This window comes from Desertihabitans brevis (assembly GCF_003327535.1).
GTDB classification, from domain to species: Bacteria; Actinomycetota; Actinomycetes; order Propionibacteriales; family Propionibacteriaceae; genus Desertihabitans; species Desertihabitans brevis.
This window is the reverse complement of sequence record NZ_QOUI01000006.1, coordinates 223,095-244,254: the sequence shown is the minus strand read 5'-3', so window position 1 is coordinate 244,254 and position 21,160 is coordinate 223,095. Positions and strand designations below refer to the sequence as shown.

The window sequence follows — 21,160 nt, the reverse complement described above, 5'->3', positions numbered from 1 at the left end:
CACGGTCCCGGCGGGCGTGGCGGTGGACCGGCGGGTCCCGGTGGGGGCCGCGGGCGTGGTGGTGGCGCGGCGGTGGCGGTGGCCCTGGTGGTCGGCGTGGTCGTCCTCGCCGTGGTGCTCGGGGTACTGCTCGTGCCGAGGCTCTTCGGCCGCGACGACGTCGCCACCCCTGACCCCGCACCCTCCCCCACGGTCTCGGCCTGGGACGAGACCAGCCGGCCCACGCCCACGCCGACGCCAAGCCAGAGCCCGTCGCCGACCCCCACCCCGACGCCGTCGGGCAGCGCGACGGCCGCGCCGCTGGAGGACTGCCCGCTCGGCGACCCCGGCACCCGGCAGGAGCACCCCGAAGACGGGCTGGTGCACGGTGGCGGGTTGGCCTACGAGCCGGTGCCGGGGTGGGACGACTACAGCGCCTACGGCTACAGCTGGACCTACGACGCCGCCGGTCAGGTCGACCACGTCGTCGACAGCTGGATCGCCTCGACCGTGGTCGGCGCGCTGGCGATCGCCGACGGCTTCGAGACGCCGGAGAGCGCCGCCGCGGACTTCCTCGCCTGCACCACGACGTCGGCGTTCTACCGCAACCTCACCGGCATCACCGAGCTGCGCAACGAGGCGATCACCGTCGACGGACGCCCGGGCTGGTGGATCCGCGCGGAGATCCGGGTGTCGGGTGAGCAGGTGGAGGGCGACGTCAGCGACGTCATCGTGGTCGACGACGGCGACGGGGAGTCGCTGTCGTTCTACACCTCCTGCGCCCCGATCGGCGACACGGAGCGGATCGCGCTGATCGACGCGGCCCGGGAGTCGCTGCGCGTCGGGTGAGCGGTCAGTCCCAGCGCTCGTCCTCGGCGTCCCACTGCTCGTTGCGCTGGGCGACCTTCTCCATCGCCTGCGCGGCCTCCTCCCGACTCGGGTAGGGACCGAGCCGGTTGAGCGCCTTGCACCCCTCGCGGGTCTCGACGGTCTTGTGCTCCAGGCACCAGTAGTACTCGGCTGCCATCTGCGTCCTCCTGTCGTCGCGAGCGCCGGGCCGCACCGGGGGCCGCAGCTATCATCGCCCCCGTGCCAGCCATCGTGCCCTACCCGGTCTCGCCCGTGCGCAGCGTCCCCCGCTCGATCCCGCGGCCGGCCTACGTGGGACGCGAGGCGCCGGAGCCCTACACCGGCAGCCACGTGCAGAGCGCGGAGACCATCGAGAAGATGCGGGTGGCGGGCCGGATCGCGCACGAGGCGATGCACGCCGCGGCGGCCGTGATCGCGCCGGGGGTGACGACCGACGAGATCGACCGGGTCGGGCACGAGTACCTGCTCGACCACCACGCCTACCCCTCGACGCTGGGCTACCGGGGCTTCCCGAAGTCGCTGTGCACCTCGGTCAACGAGGTGATCTGCCACGGCATCCCCGACGCCCGCCCGCTCGAGGACGGCGACATCGTCAAGATCGACCTGACCGCCTACGTCGACGGCGTGCACGGCGACAACTGCGCCACCTTCTTCTGCGGTGACGTCGACGAGGACTCGCGGCTGCTCACCGAGCGCACCGAGGAGGCGATGAACCGGGCGATCAAGGCGGTCCGGCCCGGTCGCCAGGTCAACGTCATCGGCCGGGTGATCGAGTCCTACGCCAAGCGGTTCGGCTACGGCGTGGTGCGCGACTACACCGGGCACGGGGTGCACACCGCCTTCCACTCCGGGCTGGTCATCCCCCACTACGACGAGCCGCGCTACGACACCGTGATGCGGCCCGGGATGACGTTCACCATCGAGCCGATGATCACCCTCGGCACCCACGAGTGGGTGATGTGGGACGACGACTGGACCGTCCTCACCGCCGACGGCAGCCGCTGCGCCCAGTTCGAGCAGAGCATCGTCGTCACCGAGACCGGCGCTGAGGTCCTCACCGCCCCCTGACCGCGGCCGCGATGAGTTCGGCCCGCGCGCCGGGTCGGACCCGGCATGACCGATGTGGCAGCAGATGGGGTCGCCGGCGGGGCAGCCGGTGGAGGCAAGGTCGTCGTCAACCGGTCGGTGTCGGTGGACGGCTTCATCGCCGGACCGGACGACGACATGGCGTGGGCGATCCGCTACGTGCGGGACGACCGGTTCCCCGAGGTGATGGCCGAGACCGGCGCGATGCTGGTCGGTCGCCGCACGCACGACGTGTCCCGGCGGATGGCGGTCGAGGACACCGAGTACGACGGCGGACCGGTGTTCGTCCTGACCCACCACCCGCCGGCCGACGACCAGGGGGTGACGTTCCTCAGCTGCGACCTGCCCGAGGCCATCGCCACGGCACGGGCCGCCGCGGGCGGGAAGAACGTCGAGGTCCTCGGGGCCGACCTCGCGACGCAGTGCCTGCAGCGGGGTCTGGTGGACGAGGTGCTGGTCTACGTCATCCCGGTGGTCCTCGGCGACGGCGTGCGGTTCTCGGCACCGGGCCTCGGCCCGGTCGAGCTCGAGCCGTACGAGAACCGCCAGTCAGGCCCGGTGACGATGCTCCGCTTCCGGGTGCTCAATCAGCACGGAACCGCTGACGCAACCCCAACGCCCTGAGCCTGTCGAAGGGCGATCCACCGCGGATCACTCGTCGTCCACAGATTCGCTCGCACGATCGAAAACCGTCAGTCCCCCGCCGTAGCGTTGGGGCCATGGACGACGACGGACCCGACGCCCGGGCGGTGCTGGCGCAGGTGCACGAGCTGCGCCAGGTCGAGCTCGCAGCCAGCGCCGCGCTGCTGCAGCAGGCGGCGCGCTGGGCCGACCTGCACCCGGCACCGGAGCCGTCCCTGGCGGCCACCTACACCGAGCGCGGGAAGGACAGCGGCAAGTGTCTGGGCGGTGACGGCGTCCCGGGGGTGGCGCTCGACTGCGTGGCCGAGCTCGGCGCCGCGCTCGGGATGTCGACCACGGCCGGTGAGCGGCTGATCGGGCACGCCCTGGAGCTGCGGCACCGGTTGCCCCGACTCTGGTCGTTGGTGCACGAGGGCCGGGTCGCCGCGTGGCAGGCACGGCAGGTCGCCGAGCGCACCCTGGCGCTCAGCCGCGACGCCGCCGCCTTCGTCGACGCCCAGGTCGCCGGCGTGGCCGGGCGGATCGGGCACGCGCAGCTCGAGCGGCTGGTGAGCGCGGCGGTGCTGCGCCACATGCCGGAGGAGGCTGAGCGTCGGCGTCTGGACGCCGCCGACCGGCGGTGCTTCCAGGTCGAGCACGACGCCACCGGTGAGCGGCACGGGCTGTCGGACGTGTTCGGACGGCTCGACCTGCCCGACGCGCTGGCCCTGGACGCCGCCGTGGCCGAGGGCGCGCACGCCCTGGGCCTGCTCGGCAGCACCGACTCACTCGACGCCCGCCGGGCGAGGGCAGTCGGCGACCTGGCCCGCCGCCAGCCCGCACTGGACCTCCTCACCACCGAGGCCGACCAGCCCGGAGGCGGCGCAACGGTCGGCCGGGCCGCCGAGCGCGTGGTGCTGTGCGTGCACCTGTCCGCCGTCGCGCTCGGACGCCGACACGACGGGTGGGGAAGGGTGGAGAACACCGGGACGCCGGTCACCGCCGGCCAGGTCCGCGACTGGTGCGGACGCCCCGATGCTCGGGTGACCGTGAAGCCGGTCATCGATCTCACCACCGACGAGGCAGTCGAGGGCTACCGGATCCCGGCGTGGATGCGCGAGGCGGTGGCGCTGCGCGACCGCACCTGCGTGTTCCCCTGGTGCTCGCGGCCGGCGCACCCCTACCAGGGCGGTCGTCGTCGCGATGAGGAGGACGAGGAGCGCGGTTGGTCCTGCGACACCGACCACATCGTCGCCTTCGCCGCCGGCGGACCGACCTCCACCGACAACCTGGCCCCGCTGTGCCGCACGCACCACCGGCTGAAGACCTTCGCCGGCTGGCGCTACCGCGTCACCGGCACCCGGACCTACCTGTGGACCAGCCCGCACGGGTGGCGGTACGCCCGCACCCCCGACGGCGGCACCACCGCACTGGACCCGCCACCACCCGGACGGAGCCTGGACGGGCCCGGTCGGGCCGCGAACGGACCGCCCGCGGTCAGCAGGATCAGCCCGCGCAGCCGACCTCGGCGTCCGAGACGTGACCTCGCCTCTGTCACCTCCTCCCGCGGACGGTCCGAGGCCCCACCGCCGTTCTGATCCGCCCACCCGAACCCACGTCCTGAGCGCCACCGCCCCGACCCGTCGAACCTCCTTGAGAGCCCGTTCGACGGGCCGTCGGCCTGCCCACCGGCGGGCCGGCCCCGAAGAGCCCTAGGCCGGTGGGCGGCGGGTGACAGCCGACACGCTACGGCCTATGCGCGACGCAGACGCTGCGCCGGCAACCACTCCACCCGCAGCGACTCCGCGTCCTCGACCCAGGAGACCAGGGCCGACCACTGCCCACCCTCGTGGCGCCACTGCACGACCACACCGGGCCACTCCCCACCGGCGTGCTGCACCCAGCAGTGCCGCACCCGCGGCCGCGGCGCACGCAGGAGGGTGGCGCGCTCGTCGTCCCGCACCGCCGGTCCCATGCGGTGCAGCCTGCCAACGGACACTGACAGCCCTCCGGCGCCACGACATCCCCGCGGCGGCCCCCCTGCTTCCTGGCCGCGGACCACGACGGCCGATCAGCCAGCCGGGCCCCCGAAGCGGGCGACGCAGTGCCACAGACGCTTGAGCAGCTGGGGGTCGTGCCGCCCGCGCGCAGCGGCCCGCCCGACCAGCCGGGCGTCCAGCCAGCCGTCCTCGGCCACCTCGCGACCCACCCGGACCACCTCGCTCCCCCGGTAGTCCGCGCGCCGGGTCAGCTCGTCGACGGAGAGCCGCAGCCCGGAGTGCCAGCGGACCGGCACCGGCAGCCCCGTCGCAGCGGCCTCCACCTCGGTGCCGCGGTAGGACGGGTCGAGCACCACGGCCTCGACGTCGCGGTCGAGAAGCAGCTGCCCGTGCACGTGGGCCTCGACGTAGTCGTCGAGCCGGTCCACGTCGGCGGCGTCGGCCAGCTCGGACAGGCGCATCCGGCGCGCGGTGCCGAAGTCGACCGGCTCGAAGGTGCTGTCCGGCCAGCAGAACGTCGTGCGGTCCAGCACGGCCTCGGCGAGCACCAGGTGCGCCGAGCCGAACCGGACCGACCCGCCCACGTCCCGGCGACGGTGGTCGAGCGAGCCGTACACCGGACGCTCCGACGGCGCGGCGTCGTCGTAGGCGTGGCCGAACATCCGCTGCTCCCACCGCCAGCGGTCCCCGCCCGGGTGCGCGGTGAGACCACCGTTGCTCGTCCCCGTCTCGAACTGCGAGCGGTAACGTCCCGTCCGGGCCAGCACCGCGAGCAGCGGCAGCCCGGCGACCAGCCGGTCGGGGTGGAAGTGCACCGTCACCCGCAGCGACCGGTCGAGAGCGGGGCCGCTCGAGCGCTCCTCGACGTGGGCGAGCGCACGTCGCCAGGCCGGTACCTCCGTCACACGTCCAGTCTCACGTCACAACCTCGCGCTCCGCAGCCGCCGCCCCCGCAGGCCGATGCCGTCCTGCTCGCTCACGCGGAGCTCCTCAGGGCCGCTCGGGGTAGTCCACCGTCGGCGGCACCACCGACACCGTGTCGCCGTCGAAGGTCACCTCGCTCAGCCACATCGTGCGCCCCGGGTAGTCCGGGCCGACCTCGCCGGGGTACCAGGCGTGGTAGACCATCCACACCCGGCCGTCCTTCTCGAACAGGGCGCAGTGGCCCGGTCCGGCCGCCACGTCGTTGCCGACCATGATCGGCTCCGGCGTCTTGGTGAAGGGGCCCAGCGGGTCGTCGGCGACCGCGTGGCCGACGGCGTAGTCGGGCGAGGCGTAGGAGTTGGCCGAGTAGAACATGTGGAAGCGACCCTCGTGCTCCCACAGGAACGGCCCCTCGACCAGCGTCCCCTCCCACGGCAGGTCCTGCTTGAACAGCCGGCGCGGCTCCCCCACCAGCTCGGTGCCGGACTCGTCGAGCTGCTGCACCGAGATCCAGGTGTCCACCCCGACCGCGTTGCCGTCGTTCTTCCAGTACAGGTACCGCGTCCCGTCGGCGGTGGTGAAGGGGTGCGCGTCGATCGACCCGCCCTGGTCCTCCTCGCACACCAGCGGCCCGGGACGCTCGTCCACGTACGGCCCACCCGCCCGCTCCGCGACCGCCACCCCGACGCACTGGATCTCCGGGTCCGGTGCCCGGGTCGTGTAGTAGAGCAGGTAGCGCCCCTCGGAGTGCTGGATCGCCTCCGGCGCCCACACCTTGCCCGGCGAGCTCCACGACGGCAGGTCCGGCAGCGCGTCCGGGCCCTGGCGCCAGGTGACCAGGTCGTCGCTGGTCAGCGTCTGGGCGTTGCTGCCGTTGCCGTTGGTGGCGATCGCCAGGTAGCTGCCGTCCTCGGCGGTGATGATCATCGGGTCGGGGAAGTTCTGGTCGAAGACCGGGTTGGTGAAGCCCATCGTGCTGCTCTCCTGCTCGACGTCGGGGGTAGGGGCCGGACCGGTGGTGCCTGCGCCGCCCTGGCAGCCGGCGGTGCCCAGCAGGACGCCGGACACCAGGGCGACCAGAGCCCGCCGGGCGCGCGCTCTGACGCTCACCGGCTGGAGTCGGTGCGCTCGTAGAAGCGCAGGTGGTCAAACTCGGCGGTCGCGGGCGGGGTGTCGCCGCCATGGGCGACCAGACCGATCCGCGGCTCGGTACCGGCGGGGAAGGTCCACACCGCACCCCAGGTCCACTCCTCCCCGTCGCGGCTGGTGCCGGCCCGGTACAGGTGCTCACCCGCGGCGTTGGTGCTGTGGGCCAGTCGCAACCACACGGTCGACGCCGGCGTGCCCACCAGCGCCCCGCCGAAGCTGGTCCGCCCGTCCTCGGTGGCCACCAGCTCCCGGCCGAACTCGGTCTGCCGGGTGTTCCAGATCGCCACTGTCGACAGCCGGGCGAAGTCGTCGTCGCCCGCGTAGGCCACGATCCCCGCCTGCTGGTAGTTGCGGACCTCGTCGGTGCCGAGGTCGAGGGTCAGCTTCGTCTCGGCCACGTAGTCCCCGGTGGGGGCGTCGGTCAGCGCGACGCTGGCGTTGTCGGAGCTCCCGGTGAGGTCGGCGGCCTGCAGCGGCCACCGCAGCGCGCCGTCGGCCACCGTCGCGTCGGGGTCGGGACGCACCCACTCCAGCGCGGTGCCCGGTCCGTCGAACTCCTCGGCCCACAGCACCTCGCCCACCTCCGGCTCCTCGGCCGGCTCCGCGCTCTCCCGGGCCAACGGCTGCACGGTGACGTTGTCGACCAGCACACCGGTCGAGGACAGCCGCACCGCCGCCCGCGGCACCGCGAGCCCGCGGGCCTCGTGCCCGACCTCGGCGGCCGGGTCGTTGAGGTCGCTCTCCGACAGCGCGGCCCGCACGGCCCTGCCGTCCACCTCGACGACCAGCGTCTGCCACCCGTCCCGGTCCGGGGCCGCGGTGGTGCTCGTCCGCACGTCCCGCCCGTTGGTGGTCCTCACGCGCAGCTCGCCGTCCGAGCGGACGACGGTGACGCCCTTGCGCGCGTTCCCCAGCTCCACGGTCAGCGGCTCGTCCCCGCGGACGTCCATCCGCAGCCGCAGCGCGCGGGCCGGGGCCTCCTGCTCGGTGACGGCCTCGCCGTCGACCCGCGCGGTGGCCCCGGCCTGCGGGTCCGCCGGGCCCTCCTGCAGGCCCTCGAACCCGGCCGCGGCCGGGTCGTCGGGCTGGATGCCCAGGGCCGACCCGGTGACCGGCGCGGGCTGGCGTCCCTCGCTCGGCCCGGCCCCGGCACGGGTGCGCGGCCAGCCGTCCACCCAGTCCAGCCGGTCCAGCAGCATCGGGCGCTCGTTGATCCCGAACGGCTCGGTCAACCAGGGGTCCTCGCGGTCCAGCGCGTGGTACACGATGTGGTCGCGCCCGCTGGCGTCGGTGGCCACGGCGTGGTGGCCGGCACCGATCCAGCGGTTCCCGTTCTGGGTGAGCACCAGCGTCCCGCCGACGCGGGAGTCCAGCAGCGAGATGCCGTCGGCGTCGACGAACGGGCCGAGGGGCGAGCGCGACCGACCGGCGAAGACCGAGTATCCGGTGGTCGGTCCGGCGCAGCAGTTGGCCGCCGAGGCCATCAGGTAGTACCAGCCGTCGTGGCGGATGACGTAGCTGCCCTCGTAGCGGTTGTCGATCGCCACCTGGGTCGGCTCGCCGACGGCGCGCAGCCCGTCCTCGGACAGCTCGGTGACGTGCAGACCGCCGAAGTAGGAGCCGTAGTAGAGGTAGCGGCGGCCGTCGACGGCGGTGAGCTGGCTCGGGTCGAAGGTCCACAGGAAGCCGTCGCCCTGCGGCCGCGGGGCGACCACCGGCTCCTCCCCGGGCGTCCACGGCCCGGTCGGGCTCGGCGCGGTCGCCACCCCGATCGCGGAGTCGTCACCGGGGTTCAGCGTGGTGTCGGTGACGGTGTAGTAGAGGACGTAGCGCCCCTCCACGTAACGGACGTCGGGGGCCCACAGCCCCGACGTGGCGGTGGCCCAGGACGGGCGGTTGGTCTCGTCGAAGACCGTGCCCTGGTACTCCCAGTCCAGCCAGTCCCTGGTGCGGGCGATGTGCATGACGCCGGGTGCGTCCCCCTCGCGCAGCGGGTCGGCGGTGGAGTAGGCGTACCACCAGCCGTCCTTGCCCTCGATCACGGCCGGGTCGGCGAAGGTGTCGGCGAAGGAGGCGCTCACCGGGTTGGTGTGGCGCGGTGGCGGGGCGGCCTCGGCGGTGGTGGTGGCGACCAGGCCGGTCAGGGCCAGGCCGCCGACGGTGAGGCCGGCGGCGCGCCGGCGGAGCAGGTGGGTCATGGACGTCCTCGTCACGGTGGGTGCGGGGCCCGGCCAGGGCCGGGCGGGGTGGGCCGGGTCAGCCCTTGATGCCGCTGCTGGCGGCACCTTCGATGACGTAGCGCTGCACGAACACGTAGAGCACCAGCACGGGCACGCTGGCGATGGCGGCGCCGGCCATGATCACCGGGTAGTCGGTGGTGTAGGCGCCCTGCAGCTTGCTCAGCCCGACCGGCAGCGTGAGCCGCTCGGGTGAGAACAGCACGTAGATCGGCCAGACGAAGTCGTTCCAGTTCGACAGGAACGACAGCACCGCCAGCGTCACCAGCGCCGGCCGGGCGTTGGGCAGCACGATCGAGCGGAAGATGCGGAACGGCCCGGCGCCGTCGATCCGGGCGCTCTCCTCCAGCTCCACCGGCAGCGCGGCGAAGAACTGGCGCATGAAGAACACCCCGAACGCCCCGGCCGCGCCCGGCACGATCAGCGCCCACAGCGTGTCCAGCCAGCCCAGCGAGTTGAGCAGCAGGAAGTTCGGCATCAGGAAGATGAACCCGGGCACGAACAGCGTCGAGATGATCAGCCCGAACAGCAGCCGCTTGAACGGGAACTCCATCCGCGCCAGCGCGTAGCCGGCCATCGACGACACGACGATCACCAGCACCGCGTGCGCGCTCGCGGCCAGGAAGGAGTTGGCCGCCCACAGCAGCACCGGGGAGGCGTCGTCGCCGAAGAACAGCGTGCGGAACGCCTGGAAGGTCGGCTCGCTGGGCAGGAACGTGGGCGGCACCGTCCGGCTCTCCACGTTCGTCTTGAAGGCCGTGAGCAGCATCCACAGCAGCGGTCCCACGAAGACCACCGTGAGCAGCCCCATCACCGCCCAGAAGAGCATCTGTCCCGCCAGCGGGCGACGGCTGCGGCGCCGGGCCGCGGGCGGCGGCGTCGAGGCGGACGTCCCGGGCGCGTCGGCCACCTGCTCCCGGGTCTGGGAGGTCGTCGTCATGACCGCTCCTTGAGCAGACGGAAGTTGATGAGCGAGACGATCGCCAGGAACACCGCGAGCAGGTAGCTCATCGCCGCGGCCTGGCCCATCCGGTACTGGCTGAGCCCGAGCTCGGTGATGGCGATGATCGCGGTGCGGGTGGAGTCACCCGGCCCGCCCTGGGTGATGAGGTAGCTCTGGCCGAACATGTTGGCGCTGGCGAGCACCGTCATGGTGACGACGAAGACCAGCACCGGCCGCAGCCCGGGCACCGTGATGTGGCGGAACTGCTGCCAGGCCGAGGCCCCGTCCAGCGAGGCCGCCTCGTACTGCTCCGCGCCGATGTCACCGAGCCCGGCGAGGTAGATGACGGCGTTGAAGCCGATCGTCCACCACACCGTCACCGCCACCAGCGAGATCCAGGCCCACGGCTGGCCCGTCGTCCAGGGGATGTCCGACGGCAGCCCGAGCAGCCCGAGCAGGCCGTTCACCGCGCCGAAGGACGGGTCGAGCAGGTAGCGCCACATCAGGCCGATGACCGCCACCCCGAGCACGTACGGCGCGAAGAACACCGCCCGGAAGAAGGTGCGGCCGGGGAAGTGCCGGTGCAGCAGCACCGCCAGCCCCAGCGGGATGACGACGAGGAACGGCACGCTGGCCACGGTGAAGATGGCGGTGGCGCGCATCCCGTTCCAGAACGGCTGGAACTGCACCGAGGCGGGGTCGAACAGGGCGGTGTAGTTGTCCAGCCCGACGAAGGGCTTGCCCTCGAGCAGGAAGTCCCAGTCGTGCAGGCTGATCCACAGCCCGTACACCGCCGGCACCGCCACGAAGGTGACGAACAGCACCAGGTAGGGCAGCAGGAAGGCGTACGGGGTCGCCCGCGACCCGTGCACCCCGCCGAAGCGCAGCGCGTCGCCTCCGCGGCGGGGGCCGCCGCGCCCGGTCACCCGTCCGGGGACCGGGCGCAGCGCCCCGTCGGTCGTGGCACTCACCGGCTCAGCCGTACTTCTTCGCGTTGGCCTCGAGCACCTGGGTGGCGCGCCCGGCGGCGTCGGACAGCGCCGCCTGCGGGCTCTTCGTGCCGAGCACGGCCTCGTTGATGGCCTTGTCCCACTCGGTCATCGCGTCGCCGATCCCGGCCACCGGGGGCAGGAAGTGCAGGACGTCGATCTGCTCGGCCAGGGTCGACTGCTCGGGCAGGGCCTGGAACTCCGCCGACTCGCGCACCGAGGTGCGGGCCGGGACCTGACCGGCCTTGGCCCACTCCAGGGACTGCTGGCTGATCCAGTTGAGGAACACCCGCGCGGCCTGGCTCTTGTTCTCGTCGGGGGTCTTCATCGTCGGCAGCACGAACTGGTGCGAGCCCGCCCACGCGGCCGGGGTGCCGCCGATGTTGGGCAGCGGCGCGACACCCCACTCCAGCGACTCCACCTCCTTGAGCGTGTTGACGTTCCAGATGCCGTTCCAGTTGAAGGCGGTCTTGCCGTTCTGCAGGGCGATCGCGTCGGCGTCCTGGGCGATCTTGGCCGGGGAGTGGCCGTCGGCGATGAGGTCGACGTACCAGGTGAGGGCGTCCACACCGGGCTGGTCGGCCCAGGTGACGGCGGTGGCGTCGGGGCTGAACAGCTCACCGCCGTGCTGCCACAGCAGCGCCTGCACGGTCTGGGAGCCGGTGAAGGGGAACGGCGTGGCCCAGTGGCCCTGCACGCCGGCGCTCTTCAGGGCCTCCAGCGCGGTGCCGTAGGACTCGGCGTCGGTCGGCGGCGCCTCGGGGTCGAGGCCGGCCTGCTCCATCACCGTCTTGTTGTAGAAGAAGCCGAGCGGGTGGACGTCCAGGGGGATCGCGTAGCGCTGCTCGCGGAACAGCCCGGCCTGCCACGGCACGGTGGCGAAGTCGCTCTCGGACAGGTTGAGGGCCGTGGCCACGTCGTCCAGCGGCTGGATCACCCGGCGGGCGGCGTTGGTGGCCACCGAGTCCACGTGCATGATCGCGATCTCGGGGCCCTTGCCGGCCGTCACCGCACTGGGCAGCTTGGCGTAGTAGTCGGCCCACTGCATCGTGTTCATGGTGACCGAGATGTTCTCGTGCTCGGTCTGGAACTGCTCGACGAGCTTCTTCATGATCGGCCCGTCACCGCCGGTGAAGCCGTTCCAGAACTGCAGGGTGACCGGCGGGCCGTCGTAGCCGCCGGCGCCGCCGTCACCCGAGGGCGCCGGCGCCTGGTCGCTGCCCGGCACACCGCTCGAGCCCGCGCCGCAGCCGGCCAGACCGAGCGCGGCCGCCGCGCCGAGGGAACCGGTGAGGAGGCCCCGTCGGGTGAGACCGGAGGTCGTCGGTGAGGGCATCAGGAGGTCCTTTCACAGGGAGGATCAGTCGGAGGTCGACGATCGTCGACCAGCCGGGGAACGCAGCGCCGACGGGCGGGAGCGGGACGGACCCGCGGATGGCAGCTGCCGGGGACGCTCCCCCGGCCGGTGACGGCGTCGTCGACCTGCACCCCTGCCTCCTCGTCGAGATCCCGCGCCGCAGCCGTTCTACAACGGTTGAAGCGCACGTGGTGGCCATTTCTACAACGGTTGACCTCAGATGTAAAGCGTCGTCTAGGCTGCCCGCCATGGTGCGTGCAGGAGCGGGGCGTCCGGCCGGGCGGACCCCCACCGCGCGGTTGAAGGACGTCGCCGCCCGGGCCGGGGTGTCGGTGAAGACCGCCTCGAACGTCATCAACAACTACCCGCACATCACCCCGGCCACCCGGGCCCGGGTCGAGCAGGCCATCCGCGAGCTGCACTACCGGCCGAACCTCAGCGCCCGCCAGCTCAAGCACGGCAAGGCCGGGTTCCTCGCCCTCGCGGTGCCGGCGATGGAGTCGCCCTACTTCGCCGAGCTGGCCGCCCTGGTCAGCGCCGAGGCCACCCGGCTGGGCTACCTGATGCTGCTCGACACCACCGGGGCCGACGCCGCCGCCGAGCGCCTGGTGCTCGACGGTGTGCGCACCCATCTCATCGACGGGGTGGTCTTCTCCCCGCTGGCGCTCTCGGCCGACGAGATCGCCGACCGCGCCGACCAGCTGCCGATGGTGCTGCTCGGGGAGCGCGCGATCCCACCCGGCTACGACCACGTCGCGGTGGACTCCGTCGCCGCCGCCCGCAGCGTCACCGAGCACCTGGTCTCGCTGGGCCGGCGGCGGGTGGCCGCGATCGGCCGGGAGTCGGTGCGGGGCACCGCCTCGGTCCGGCTGGACGGCTACCAGCAGGCGCTAGCCGCCGCGGGGCTCCCGGTCGACCCCGGTCTGGTGCGCGGGGTCGCCCAGTACGGGCGGGAGGACGGCCGGCGCGCCATGCACGAGCTGCTCGCCCTGCCCGAGCGCCCCGACGCCGTCTTCTGCTTCAACGACCTGATGGCGGTCGGTGCGCTGCGGGCCTGCGCGGAGGCCGGTGTCCGCGTTCCGGAAGAGGTGGCGGTGGCCGGCTTCGACGACATCGCCGAGGGCCGCTACACCACCCCCACCCTGACCACCGTGGCTGCGGACCTGGAGGTGCTCGCCCGGGAGGCGCTGCGCCTGCTCATCGCCCGGATCGAGGACGCCGCCGACGGGCCGGAGTCGGTCCAGGTGCCGTGGGCCCTGCAGGTGCGCGAGAGCACGGTCGGCCCGCGCTAGCATGGGCGGCTGGACGAGCCGGCCAGGTGATCGCGGTCCGAGAGGATCGAGGAAAGTCCGGACTCCGCAGAGCGAGGTGGTGGGTAACACCCACCCGGGGCGACCCGCGGGACAGTGCCACAGAAAGCAGACCGCCTCTCTCGGAGAGGTCAGGGTGAAACGGTGGTGTAAGAGACCACCAGCACCCCAGGTGACTGGGGTGGCTCGGTAAACCCCACCTGGAGCAAGGCCAAGAAGACCGTGCCCGGCACGGTCGCGGGAGTGCCTGAGGGCTGCTCGCCCGAGCTCCCGGGTAGGCCGCACCAGGCCGCTGGCGACAGCGGTCGCAGATGGATGATCACCGGCCCGCGAGGGTCACAGAATCCGGCTTATCGGCCGGCTCGTCCTCCTCACCACCCGGCCCGGGGCCGTCAGCGCGTGTGCCGGGCGACGTGCTGGGCCGCGACGTCCCGCAGCTTGGTGTTGCTGTACTGGGACTCCTTGGCGAGCAGGGCGAAGGCGCCCTCCGCGTCGACGCCGAGCTTCGCCATCAGCAGGCCGACCGCCTGGCCGATGATCCGCTGCGACTGCATCGCCACCCGGAAGTGCTCCACGTCCGAGCTCGCCTGCATCCACGCCGTGTGCAGCTCCTGGGCCCGCGTGTACAGGTCGCTGTCGGACTCGTCGAGGGTCGGGTCCGTGGCCTGCTGCCGCCGCTTCCGCAGCTGCATCCACTCGGTCACCTCGGTGACCCGGTGGACCAGCCAGACGACCTCACCGTCGTCGTCGAGGACCGGCACGTTGACCGGGCTCCACCACCGCTCGACCCACTCACCCGTCTCCGGGTCGAGGAGGTCGTACTGCTGGACCGGCATCGTGTCCGGACGCCGGGTCGCCAGGACGCGCTCGAGGGAGGCGCGCAGGTTCCTCACCCCGCTCGCCCTCTCGTCGCCCGGCGGGTCGGGGAAGGCCTCGAAGAGCTCCTTGCCGATCACCTCCTCACGGCGCCGCCCGGCCACCTCCTCCCGGGCCCTGTTCATGCCGACGACCACCAGGTCCGGGCTGAGCACGAGGTACGGCGTCGGCGCGGCGTCGAACAACGCCTCGTAGTCGATGGACGTGGTCATCGGACCTCCTTCGTCGCCGTGTGCCGCCCGCTGCAGGGACGCGGCACAGCCGTCCCATCCGAAGGAGTATGGCAGGCACCCGCTCCCCGACCGACCCTCCTCGGGGCTGCTCCTCCCCGGCCGCAAGCCCGGGCGGCCCCGGGAGGCGGTGGATGCGGCTCGGCGGACTCAGACCGTCTCGAACCGCACCCGCGCGTGCTCGACGTCGGCCTCGGCCAGCCGGACGGTGGTCTCGGCGCCGAGCCGCAGGCCGTCCCCGGTGACGGCGCCTTCCACCGCCGGTCCGGCGACCACCAGCCGGCCCCGCCGGACCGGCACACCGGGCTCGTGCTCGTCGACGTCGACCACCACCCCGGTGAAGGTCTCGCCCACCCGCGGGGCCAGCACCAACGCCTCGGTCAGGTCGATGATCCGCCGCTCGTAGGCGCTGGCCCGCCGACCCGTCTCGGCCATCACCTCCGGCACCCCGTCCAGCGCCCGCAGCACCCACGAGGGCACCGGCTCGTCCGCGCACAGGGCCAGGCAGGTCGCCAGCACGTAGCGGTCCACCAGCCGGCGCAGCGGGGCGGTCGTGTGGGCGTACTCGGCCGCGATCGCCGCGTGCGCCACCGTCGTCGGCACGCTGCCGGAGAAGGCGACATAGCCCGCCCCGCGGAACAGGGTGGTGCAGGCGCGCAGCATCGCCGCGTGGGCCGGCTCCGCGGGGTCGAGGCTGCGCACGAACTCGGGGTAGTCCAGCTCGCCGGGCCAGCGGATGCCCAGTGCCTGGCTGGTCCGCCGCAGCCGCGTCAGCCCCGCCTTCTCCGCCGGCGGCAGCGTGCGCAGCACCCCGACCTCGGCGTAGAGCATCATCTCCGCGGCCACCATCCCGGTGAGCAGCGACACCTGGGCGTTCCAGCCCTCCACCGGCAGCGGCGAGCGGTAGCCCAGCTCCCACGCCCCGGACGGCCCCACCCGCACCTCCTGCTCGGGGATCGGCAGGCTCACCCCACCGCGGCTGCGCTCCTGCTCCTCGCGCAGCAGACCCACCTCGCGCAGCAGCCGCAGGCTGTCGGTGGCCGAGCCGTCGTCGATCCGCCGCTGCGCCTCGGCGTAGCTGAGCTGCTCGCGGCTGCGCACCAGCGCCCGCCGGCAGCTGCTGGTGCCGAACGCGCCGTCGGCGTCCAGGTCGACCTGCCACACCACCGCCGGGCGCGGCTGGCCGGCGAGCAGGCTGGCGGCGTCCTCGCTGATCACCGTCGGGTGCAGCGGGATCCGCCGGTGCGGGGCGTACAGCGTCTGGCCCCGCCGGTGCGTCTCGGCGTCCAGCGCACCACCGGGGCGGACGAAGGAGGCGACGTCGGCGATCGCGTAGTGCACGCGGTAGCCGCTCCCCCGCCGCTCGACGAACAGCGCCTGGTCGAGGTCGCGGGAGCCGGGCGGGTCGATCGTCACCAGCTCGAGCCCGGTCAGGTCGAGCGCGGGGACGTCCACCTCGGCCACCGCCCGCTCGGCCTCGGCCAGCACGTCGGCGTCGAACTCCGCCCGCACCCCGAGCTCGCGCTCCAGCGCGGCCACGCCCTCGGCCAGCGCGGCCGGCACCCGCGAGGCCGGCAGCCTCACCTGGCGGGCAGGCACCTCAGAGCCCCGACTCCGGGGTGCGCACGAGGATCCGGCTGCACTCCTCGCAGCGCAGCACCTGGTCGGCCGGTGCCTCGGCGAAGGCGCGCAGGTCGGCGGCGTTGAGCTCGATCAGGCACCCCTGGCACCGGCGCTGGCGCAGCGCCGCCGCACCGCTGCCGTGGGCCGCCCGCAGCTTGTCGTAGAGCGCGAGCAGGTCGGCGGGCAGCTGCGGGGCCAGCTGGTTGCGCTCGCGGACCAGGCCCCGTCCCTCCGCGTCGATGTCAGCCACCTTGGTGTCGCGTGCGGCACGGTAGGTGGCCAGCTGCTGCTCCAGCGCCTCGGCCCGCCGGCCCAGCTCGGCCCGCTCCGCGGTGGCGGTCTCCAGGGCCTCCATCACCTCCAGCTCGGCGTCCTCCAGCGTGGCGATCCGGGCGGCCAGGTGCTCGACCTCCTCGATCATCGCCCGCAACGCCTTGGGGTCACCGGCCGTCCCGCCGTCGATCCGCTCCTGGTCGCGGGTGCGTCGCTGGCGCACCGGCTCCAGGTCGGCCTCGGCACGGCGCAGCGCGGTCTCGAGGTCGGAGACCCGGGTGTCGGCGGCGACCATCTCGTCGGCCAGCGCCTCCTGCTCCCGCTCCAGCCGCTTGATGTCGGCGAGCTCGGGCAGGGTCCGCTTGCGGTGCAGCAGCTGCGCGATGTGGGTGTCGAGGGCCTGCAGGTCCAACAGGCGCAGCTGGTCGCTGGGTTCGGCTCTGATGATGACTCCTCCGACGCACTGGGTTCCGCACTCTAGCGGTCCGGACTCTAGCGACGGCGACCGTCGCCGAGGCCCCTAGGATCGGCGGGTGACGACCAGCACCGACCACCCCGCCGCGGGCGACGAGTGAGCGAGCACACCGGCCCGGCCGGCCGACGGCTGCGGGGCCTCGCCCTCATCCTGCTGCTCGGCTCGCTGACCGCGCTCGGACCGCTCACCATCGACACCTACCTGCCGGGGTTCCCCGAGATGGCCGTCGACCTGGAGGCCACCGAGTCCCAGGTGCAGCTGACGCTGACCACCATGCTGCTCGGGCTCGGCCTCGGCCAGCTGGTGAACGGGCCGCTCTCGGACACCATCGGCCGGCGCATCCCCATCGTCATCGGGTTGTGCGGACACATCCTCGCCTCGGTGCTCATCGCGCTCGCCCCCACCCTGGAGCTGGTGGTGGCGCTGCGCCTGCTGCAGGGCTTCTTCGGCTCCGCCCTGGCCGTGGTGGCGATGGCGGTGGTGCGCGACCTGTTCGACGGCCTCGGGGTGGTGCGCACGCTCAGCCAGCTGTCCCTGGTGATGGGGCTGGCGCCCATCCTCGCCCCCAGCCTGGGCGGGCTGCTGCTGGCCGTCACCACCTGGCAGGGGGTGTTCGTCTTCCTCGCCGTGGTCGCCGTGCTGCTGCTGGTGGTCGCCCTGCTCCGCTTCCCCGAGACCCTGCCGCCCGAGCGGCGCCTCGCCGCCGGTCTCGGCTCGACGCTGGGCGCCTACCGACGGGTGCTCTCCGACCGGCACTTCGTCGTCATGGTGGTGGTCGCCGTGGCCAACTCGATCTGCCTGTTCAGCTACGTCTCCGGCTCCTCCTTCATCTTCCAGGAGGGCTACGGGCTCAGCCCCCAGCAGTTCGCCCTGGTCTTCGGGCTGAACGGTCTGCTGCTCATCGCCGGCACCCAGCTGACCCCGGTGCTGGTACGCCGGTTCGGCGCGCCGCTCGTGCTGGGTGGTGCGCTCGCGCTGGGGCTGGTCGCCGCGGTGACGATGTGGGTGCTCGCGGTCCTGGGCGCCGGGCTGCTCGGCGCGATCATCCCGCTCGGCGTCATCATCGGCAGCCTCGGCTTCTGCATGCCGACCACCACCACGCTGGCACTGGAGCACCACGCCCGCACCGCCGGCACCGCCACCGCCGTGCTCGGTGCCGGGCGGTTCGCGGTGGCCGGGGCCGCCGCCCCGCTGGTCGGCCTGCTCAGCGACGGGACGGCCGGCCCGCTCGGTCTGGTCGTGGTGGTGGCCAACCTGGCGGCCCTGCTGCTGCTCGTACGGCTCTACCGGGGGCGTCGGCGTCCGGCGTAGGCTGCAGCTGCACGGTCGGCGGCGTCCCGCGGACGTTGGCCGGGCCGTGACCCGGTTTGTCTCCACCGGGCGCATTTCCTAGGTTGGTCGACTGTTCACGTACGCGGATCCGCGGGGACGTGTCGACGTGCCCCGCAGTGAGGAATGCATGAGAACACTGACCGACTCCTGGCGGGGCATCCACAAGCCCGTCTTCATCCCGGCCTCGATCGTCATCCTCGGGCTGGTGGCCTTCGCCGCGGTGAGCAGCCAGACCGCCTCCGACACCTTCACCACGCTCAACGCCACGATCACCGACGGCGTCGGCTGGTGGTACATCCTGGCCGCCACCGTCTTCGTGGTGTTCGCCATCTTCTGCGCGTTCAGCCGGGTGGGGTCGATCCGGCTGGGACGCGACGACGAGAAGCCCGAGTTCGGCATGTTCTCCTGGTTCGCGATGCTCTTCAGCGCCGGCATGGGGATCGGCCTGGTCTTCTACGGCGTCGCCGAGCCGCTGTCGCACTTCGTCATCCCGCCGCAGGCCGGTCGCGTCCCGCCCGGTACCGACGAGGCCGCCAACCAGGCGATGGAGCTGACCCTGTTCCACTGGGGTCTGCACGCCTGGTCGATCTACGTCGTGGTCGGTCTGGGTCTGGCCTACATGACCTACCGCAAGGGACGCCCGCTGTCGGTGCGCTGGCTGCTGGAGCCCCTCTTCGGCCGCAAGGCGATCGAGGGCGCGCTCGGCCACGCGATCGACGCCATCGCCGTCATCGGCACCCTCTTCGGCGTCGCCACCTCCCTCGGCATCGGTGTCACCCAGATCGCGGCCGGACTGGGGTACCTGGGCTGGCTGGAGGTGGACGCCACCTGGACGGTCGTCATCATCGCCATCATCACCGCGATCGCCACCTTCTCCGTGGTCACCGGCGTCACCAAGGGCCTGAAGTGGCTGTCCAACATCAACATGGTGCTGGCCGCGGTGCTGGCGCTGTTCGTGCTGCTGCTCGGCCCCACCCTGTTCATCCTCACCGCCTTCGTGCAGAACCTCGGCGGCTACGTCGGCGCGCTGCCGGAGATGATGCTGCGCACCGCCCCGTGGGCCGACGACACCTGGCTGGGCGACTGGACGATCTTCTACTGGGGCTGGTGGGTCAGCTGGGCGCCCTTCGTCGGGATGTTCATCGCCCGGATCTCCCGCGGCCGCACCATCCGCGAGTTCATCACCGGCGTGCTGGTGGCCCCCACCCTGATCGGTGCGCTGTGGTTCACCATCTTCGGCGAGACCGGCATCCTGCGCACCCGGGAGGAGATCGCGGCCGCGCCGGAGGGACGTCCGACCGAGGGGCTGGCGACCTGGGACGCGGGCACCGAGAGCGTCTGGTTCCCCGAGGGCGGCTTCTCGGTGAACTCCAACACCGCGCTGTTCCAGCTGCTCGCCGACTTCCCGCTGGCCCAGGTGACCAGCGTGCTGGCGATCGTGGTGATCGTGTTCTTCTTCGTCACCTCCTCCGACTCCGGCTCGCTGGTCATCGACATCCTCTCCACCGGCGGTGACCTGGAGACGCCCAAGCTGACCCGGGTCTACTGGGCCGTGCTGGAGGGCGTCGCCGCCGCCGTGCTGCTGCTGGTCGGCGGCACCGCGGAGGACCCGACCGCGTCGTTGACGGCGTTGCAGACCGCCTCCATCGCCACCGCCGTACCGTTCTCGATCATCATGGTGCTGGCCTGCGCGGCGCTGCTGAAGGCGTTCCGCTACGACCTGGCCACGACGCCGCGCTACCTGCGGGTGGCCACCGCCGGGGACGCGCCGGTGCAGCCCGAACCCGAGGGCTCCGCTCCCCCGGGACGCCGGCGCGGCGGCATCTCCACCACCTTCGCGGGCCTGGCCCCCTCGCGCGAGGGCATCAGCACGCCGCAGGCCGGCGGGCTGGTGGTCGCCGTGCAGGACATCCCCGGCCACACCGTCGCGGTGGACCCGCGCAGCGGCGCGGTCGAGGTGGCCGACGACGCGCTGCCCTCGGACCCGCTGAACGGCGAGGTGTTCGACACGCCGGAGTTCGCGGCCTCGGCCGAGGCCGCCCGCCTCGAGCGCGAGGAGCCTGCGCCGGAGCGGGACGAGGACCGCTGACCGGCGGCACCGCACGACCTCGCGGCGCCGGGACGCCCTCCACCAGGAGGCGTCCCGGCGTCGTCGTCAGAGGGCTCAGCTCCGCCAGGCGGTGAGGACGAGCCGCCAGCCGAAGTCGCGCCGGGCGGGCACGGCCACCTCGGTCGAGCCGACCCCCAGCGCCACCCGGTGCACGCCGTCGGCGGAGGTCGTCGCCAGCCCGAGCAGGGCGATGTCCTCACGCTGCTCGGTGGTCCAGTGCAGGCCGAGCGCCTCACGCCCGTCGACCACCCAGCAGTGCGCCCAGCCCGACACCTCGACCAGCCCGGCGGGGTCGCCGTGCAGCTCCGCCGCGCCCTCGGCCGTGCGCAGCGGCAGCTCCACCCGGTGGCGCCACGGGGCGGCCGCGGCCACCCGGTAGCCGATCCGGACCGCCCCCGAGAGGCCGTGCACGGTCCGCGACAGGGCAGCGTCGTCGGTCTCCACCCGCCAGCCCGGCGGCCCGGACGGCTGGCCGAGACGGTCCAGCGCCGCCGCGGGGCGCCACGCCCGCTCCGGCGGGGAGACGTCCCGGTCCCCGACGACCAGACGCTCCAGACCGGGGGCGTCCTCGGTGAGCCAGGGGTGGTCGCCGGAACGCAGCCCCGTCCAGCGACCTCCGGTGGTGTGGTCCAGCTGCAGCCGCAGCTCCGATCGGGTCCACTCCCCCGTGACCGGGGGGCCGGACACGGGACCGCTGCGCAGGGGGGCCATGGACGAGAACCTAGCCGCTGCAGGTGACGATCCGTCGGTGGTGTGTTCCGCATCCGTGACGACCC

At 73.0% G+C, this 21,160-nt stretch carries 19 protein-coding genes and 1 other RNA gene; 8 read left to right on the top strand and 12 right to left on the bottom strand.

What is annotated here, in order from left to right; all coding sequences use genetic code 11:
- The first annotated feature begins 72 nt into the window (after positions 1 to 72).
- Positions 73 to 828 carry a hypothetical protein gene (locus tag DT076_RS11500; protein ID WP_147264132.1) on the top strand — a complete coding sequence of 252 codons (756 nt, stop codon included), beginning with the start codon at positions 73 to 75 and terminating at the stop codon, positions 826 to 828.
- 4 nt (positions 829 to 832) lie between these two features.
- On the opposite strand, the gene DT076_RS19645 is transcribed toward DT076_RS11500, so the two are convergent.
- Positions 833 to 1,006, bottom strand: a complete 174-nt coding sequence (locus DT076_RS19645) for a hypothetical protein (RefSeq protein ID WP_199539130.1) — start codon at positions 1,004 to 1,006, stop codon at positions 833 to 835.
- Between the two features lie 62 nt (positions 1,007 to 1,068).
- Here DT076_RS19645 and map point away from each other — a divergent pair, with 62 nt between their 5' ends.
- The 3 genes from map to DT076_RS11485 all read left to right on the top strand — a co-directional run bounded on the left by map (position 1,069) and on the right by DT076_RS11485 (position 4,154).
- On the top strand, positions 1,069 to 1,917 hold the full coding sequence (gene map, locus DT076_RS11495; RefSeq protein ID WP_114126806.1) for a type I methionyl aminopeptidase: 849 nt from the start codon (positions 1,069 to 1,071) through the stop codon (positions 1,915 to 1,917).
- 45 nt (positions 1,918 to 1,962) lie between these two features.
- Positions 1,963 to 2,559, top strand: coding sequence for a dihydrofolate reductase family protein (locus DT076_RS11490; RefSeq protein ID WP_114126805.1), 597 nt, complete (start codon positions 1,963 to 1,965; stop codon positions 2,557 to 2,559).
- A gap of 95 nt (positions 2,560 to 2,654) precedes the next feature.
- Entirely contained in the window at positions 2,655 to 4,154 is a 1,500-nt protein-coding gene (locus tag DT076_RS11485; protein WP_114126804.1) for an HNH endonuclease signature motif containing protein, read from the top strand.
- A gap of 155 nt (positions 4,155 to 4,309) precedes the next feature.
- On the opposite strand, the gene DT076_RS11480 is transcribed toward DT076_RS11485, so the two are convergent.
- The 7 genes from DT076_RS11480 to DT076_RS11450 form a co-directional block, all read right to left on the bottom strand.
- Positions 4,310 to 4,531, bottom strand: coding sequence for a hypothetical protein (locus DT076_RS11480; protein ID WP_114126803.1), 222 nt, complete (start codon positions 4,529 to 4,531; stop codon positions 4,310 to 4,312).
- A 96-nt stretch (positions 4,532 to 4,627) separates the two neighbouring features.
- Complete coding sequence (locus tag DT076_RS11475; protein ID WP_114126802.1) at positions 4,628 to 5,461, bottom strand: DUF3626 domain-containing protein; 834 nt, start codon at positions 5,459 to 5,461, stop codon at positions 4,628 to 4,630.
- Between the two features lie 85 nt (positions 5,462 to 5,546).
- Positions 5,547 to 6,590 (bottom strand): glycoside hydrolase family 43 protein, encoded by a 1,044-nt coding sequence (locus DT076_RS11470; RefSeq protein ID WP_233493883.1) that lies wholly within the window; start codon positions 6,588 to 6,590, stop codon positions 5,547 to 5,549.
- The gene (locus DT076_RS11465; protein WP_114126801.1) at positions 6,587 to 8,827 is read right to left on the bottom strand and encodes a family 43 glycosylhydrolase; all 2,241 of its coding nucleotides are present in this window, start codon (positions 8,825 to 8,827) and stop codon (positions 6,587 to 6,589) included. Before DT076_RS11465 ends, DT076_RS11470 begins: the two co-directional genes overlap by 4 nt.
- A gap of 58 nt (positions 8,828 to 8,885) precedes the next feature.
- Positions 8,886 to 9,806, bottom strand: a complete 921-nt coding sequence (locus DT076_RS11460; protein ID WP_114126800.1) for a carbohydrate ABC transporter permease — start codon at positions 9,804 to 9,806, stop codon at positions 8,886 to 8,888.
- The gene (locus DT076_RS11455; RefSeq protein WP_325048366.1) at positions 9,803 to 10,780 is read right to left on the bottom strand and encodes a carbohydrate ABC transporter permease; all 978 of its coding nucleotides are present in this window, start codon (positions 10,778 to 10,780) and stop codon (positions 9,803 to 9,805) included. The genes DT076_RS11460 and DT076_RS11455 overlap by 4 nt, the downstream gene beginning before the upstream one ends.
- A gap of 4 nt (positions 10,781 to 10,784) precedes the next feature.
- A complete protein-coding gene (locus tag DT076_RS11450; RefSeq protein WP_114126799.1) occupies positions 10,785 to 12,134 on the bottom strand; it encodes an ABC transporter substrate-binding protein in 1,350 nt (449 codons plus the stop codon).
- 98 nt (positions 12,135 to 12,232) lie between these two features.
- Here DT076_RS11450 and DT076_RS11445 point away from each other — a divergent pair, with 98 nt between their 5' ends.
- Together DT076_RS11445 and rnpB are read left to right on the top strand one after the other, a co-directional pair.
- The gene (locus DT076_RS11445; protein WP_233493882.1) at positions 12,233 to 13,447 is read left to right on the top strand and encodes a LacI family DNA-binding transcriptional regulator; all 1,215 of its coding nucleotides are present in this window, start codon (positions 12,233 to 12,235) and stop codon (positions 13,445 to 13,447) included.
- A 14-nt stretch (positions 13,448 to 13,461) separates the two neighbouring features.
- Positions 13,462 to 13,834: RNase P RNA component class A (gene rnpB, locus DT076_RS11440), an RNA gene on the top strand.
- 23 nt (positions 13,835 to 13,857) lie between these two features.
- Here the strand turns inward: rnpB and DT076_RS11435 are convergent.
- The 3 genes from DT076_RS11435 to DT076_RS11425 form a co-directional block, all read right to left on the bottom strand.
- Entirely contained in the window at positions 13,858 to 14,553 is a 696-nt protein-coding gene (locus tag DT076_RS11435; protein ID WP_114126797.1) for an ANTAR domain-containing protein, read from the bottom strand.
- Between the two features lie 168 nt (positions 14,554 to 14,721).
- Entirely contained in the window at positions 14,722 to 16,155 is a 1,434-nt protein-coding gene (locus DT076_RS11430) for an RNB domain-containing ribonuclease (protein ID WP_233493881.1), read from the bottom strand.
- Between the two features lie 16 nt (positions 16,156 to 16,171).
- Positions 16,172 to 16,879 carry a zinc ribbon domain-containing protein gene (locus DT076_RS11425; RefSeq protein WP_199539129.1) on the bottom strand — a complete coding sequence of 236 codons (708 nt, stop codon included), beginning with the start codon at positions 16,877 to 16,879 and terminating at the stop codon, positions 16,172 to 16,174.
- Positions 16,880 to 17,038: 159 nt separating this feature from the next.
- Here DT076_RS11425 and DT076_RS11420 point away from each other — a divergent pair, with 159 nt between their 5' ends.
- Together DT076_RS11420 and DT076_RS11415 are read left to right on the top strand one after the other, a co-directional pair.
- A complete protein-coding gene (locus tag DT076_RS11420) occupies positions 17,039 to 18,253 on the top strand; it encodes a multidrug effflux MFS transporter (protein WP_114126794.1) in 1,215 nt (404 codons plus the stop codon).
- A gap of 148 nt (positions 18,254 to 18,401) precedes the next feature.
- A complete protein-coding gene (locus tag DT076_RS11415; protein WP_114126793.1) occupies positions 18,402 to 20,363 on the top strand; it encodes a BCCT family transporter in 1,962 nt (653 codons plus the stop codon).
- 75 nt (positions 20,364 to 20,438) lie between these two features.
- Here the strand turns inward: DT076_RS11415 and DT076_RS11410 are convergent, their stop codons facing one another.
- Positions 20,439 to 21,095 carry a hypothetical protein gene (locus DT076_RS11410; protein ID WP_114126792.1) on the bottom strand — a complete coding sequence of 219 codons (657 nt, stop codon included), beginning with the start codon at positions 21,093 to 21,095 and terminating at the stop codon, positions 20,439 to 20,441.
- Positions 21,096 to 21,160: the final 65 nt, after the last annotated feature.

Excerpts from the sequence above, each read along its gene's own strand:
- DT076_RS11460 (WP_114126800.1), bottom strand. The coding sequence starts at position 9,806 with ATGACGACGACCTCCCAGACCCGGGAGCAGGTGGCCGACGCGCCCGGG.
- DT076_RS11445 (WP_233493882.1), top strand. The coding sequence starts at position 12,233 with ATGGCAGCTGCCGGGGACGCTCCCCCGGCCGGTGACGGCGTCGTCGAC.
- DT076_RS11490 (WP_114126805.1), top strand. The coding sequence starts at position 1,963 with ATGACCGATGTGGCAGCAGATGGGGTCGCCGGCGGGGCAGCCGGTGGA.
- DT076_RS11410 (WP_114126792.1), bottom strand. The coding sequence starts at position 21,095 with ATGGCCCCCCTGCGCAGCGGTCCCGTGTCCGGCCCCCCGGTCACGGGG.
- DT076_RS11485 (WP_114126804.1), top strand. The coding sequence starts at position 2,655 with ATGGACGACGACGGACCCGACGCCCGGGCGGTGCTGGCGCAGGTGCAC.
- DT076_RS11415 (WP_114126793.1), top strand. The coding sequence starts at position 18,402 with ATGAGAACACTGACCGACTCCTGGCGGGGCATCCACAAGCCCGTCTTC.
- DT076_RS19645 (WP_199539130.1), bottom strand. The coding sequence starts at position 1,006 with ATGGCAGCCGAGTACTACTGGTGCCTGGAGCACAAGACCGTCGAGACC.
- DT076_RS11450 (WP_114126799.1), bottom strand. The coding sequence starts at position 12,134 with ATGCCCTCACCGACGACCTCCGGTCTCACCCGACGGGGCCTCCTCACC.
- DT076_RS11435 (WP_114126797.1), bottom strand. The coding sequence starts at position 14,553 with ATGACCACGTCCATCGACTACGAGGCGTTGTTCGACGCCGCGCCGACG.
- DT076_RS11480 (WP_114126803.1), bottom strand. The coding sequence starts at position 4,531 with ATGGGACCGGCGGTGCGGGACGACGAGCGCGCCACCCTCCTGCGTGCG.
- DT076_RS11465 (WP_114126801.1), bottom strand. The coding sequence starts at position 8,827 with ATGACCCACCTGCTCCGCCGGCGCGCCGCCGGCCTCACCGTCGGCGGC.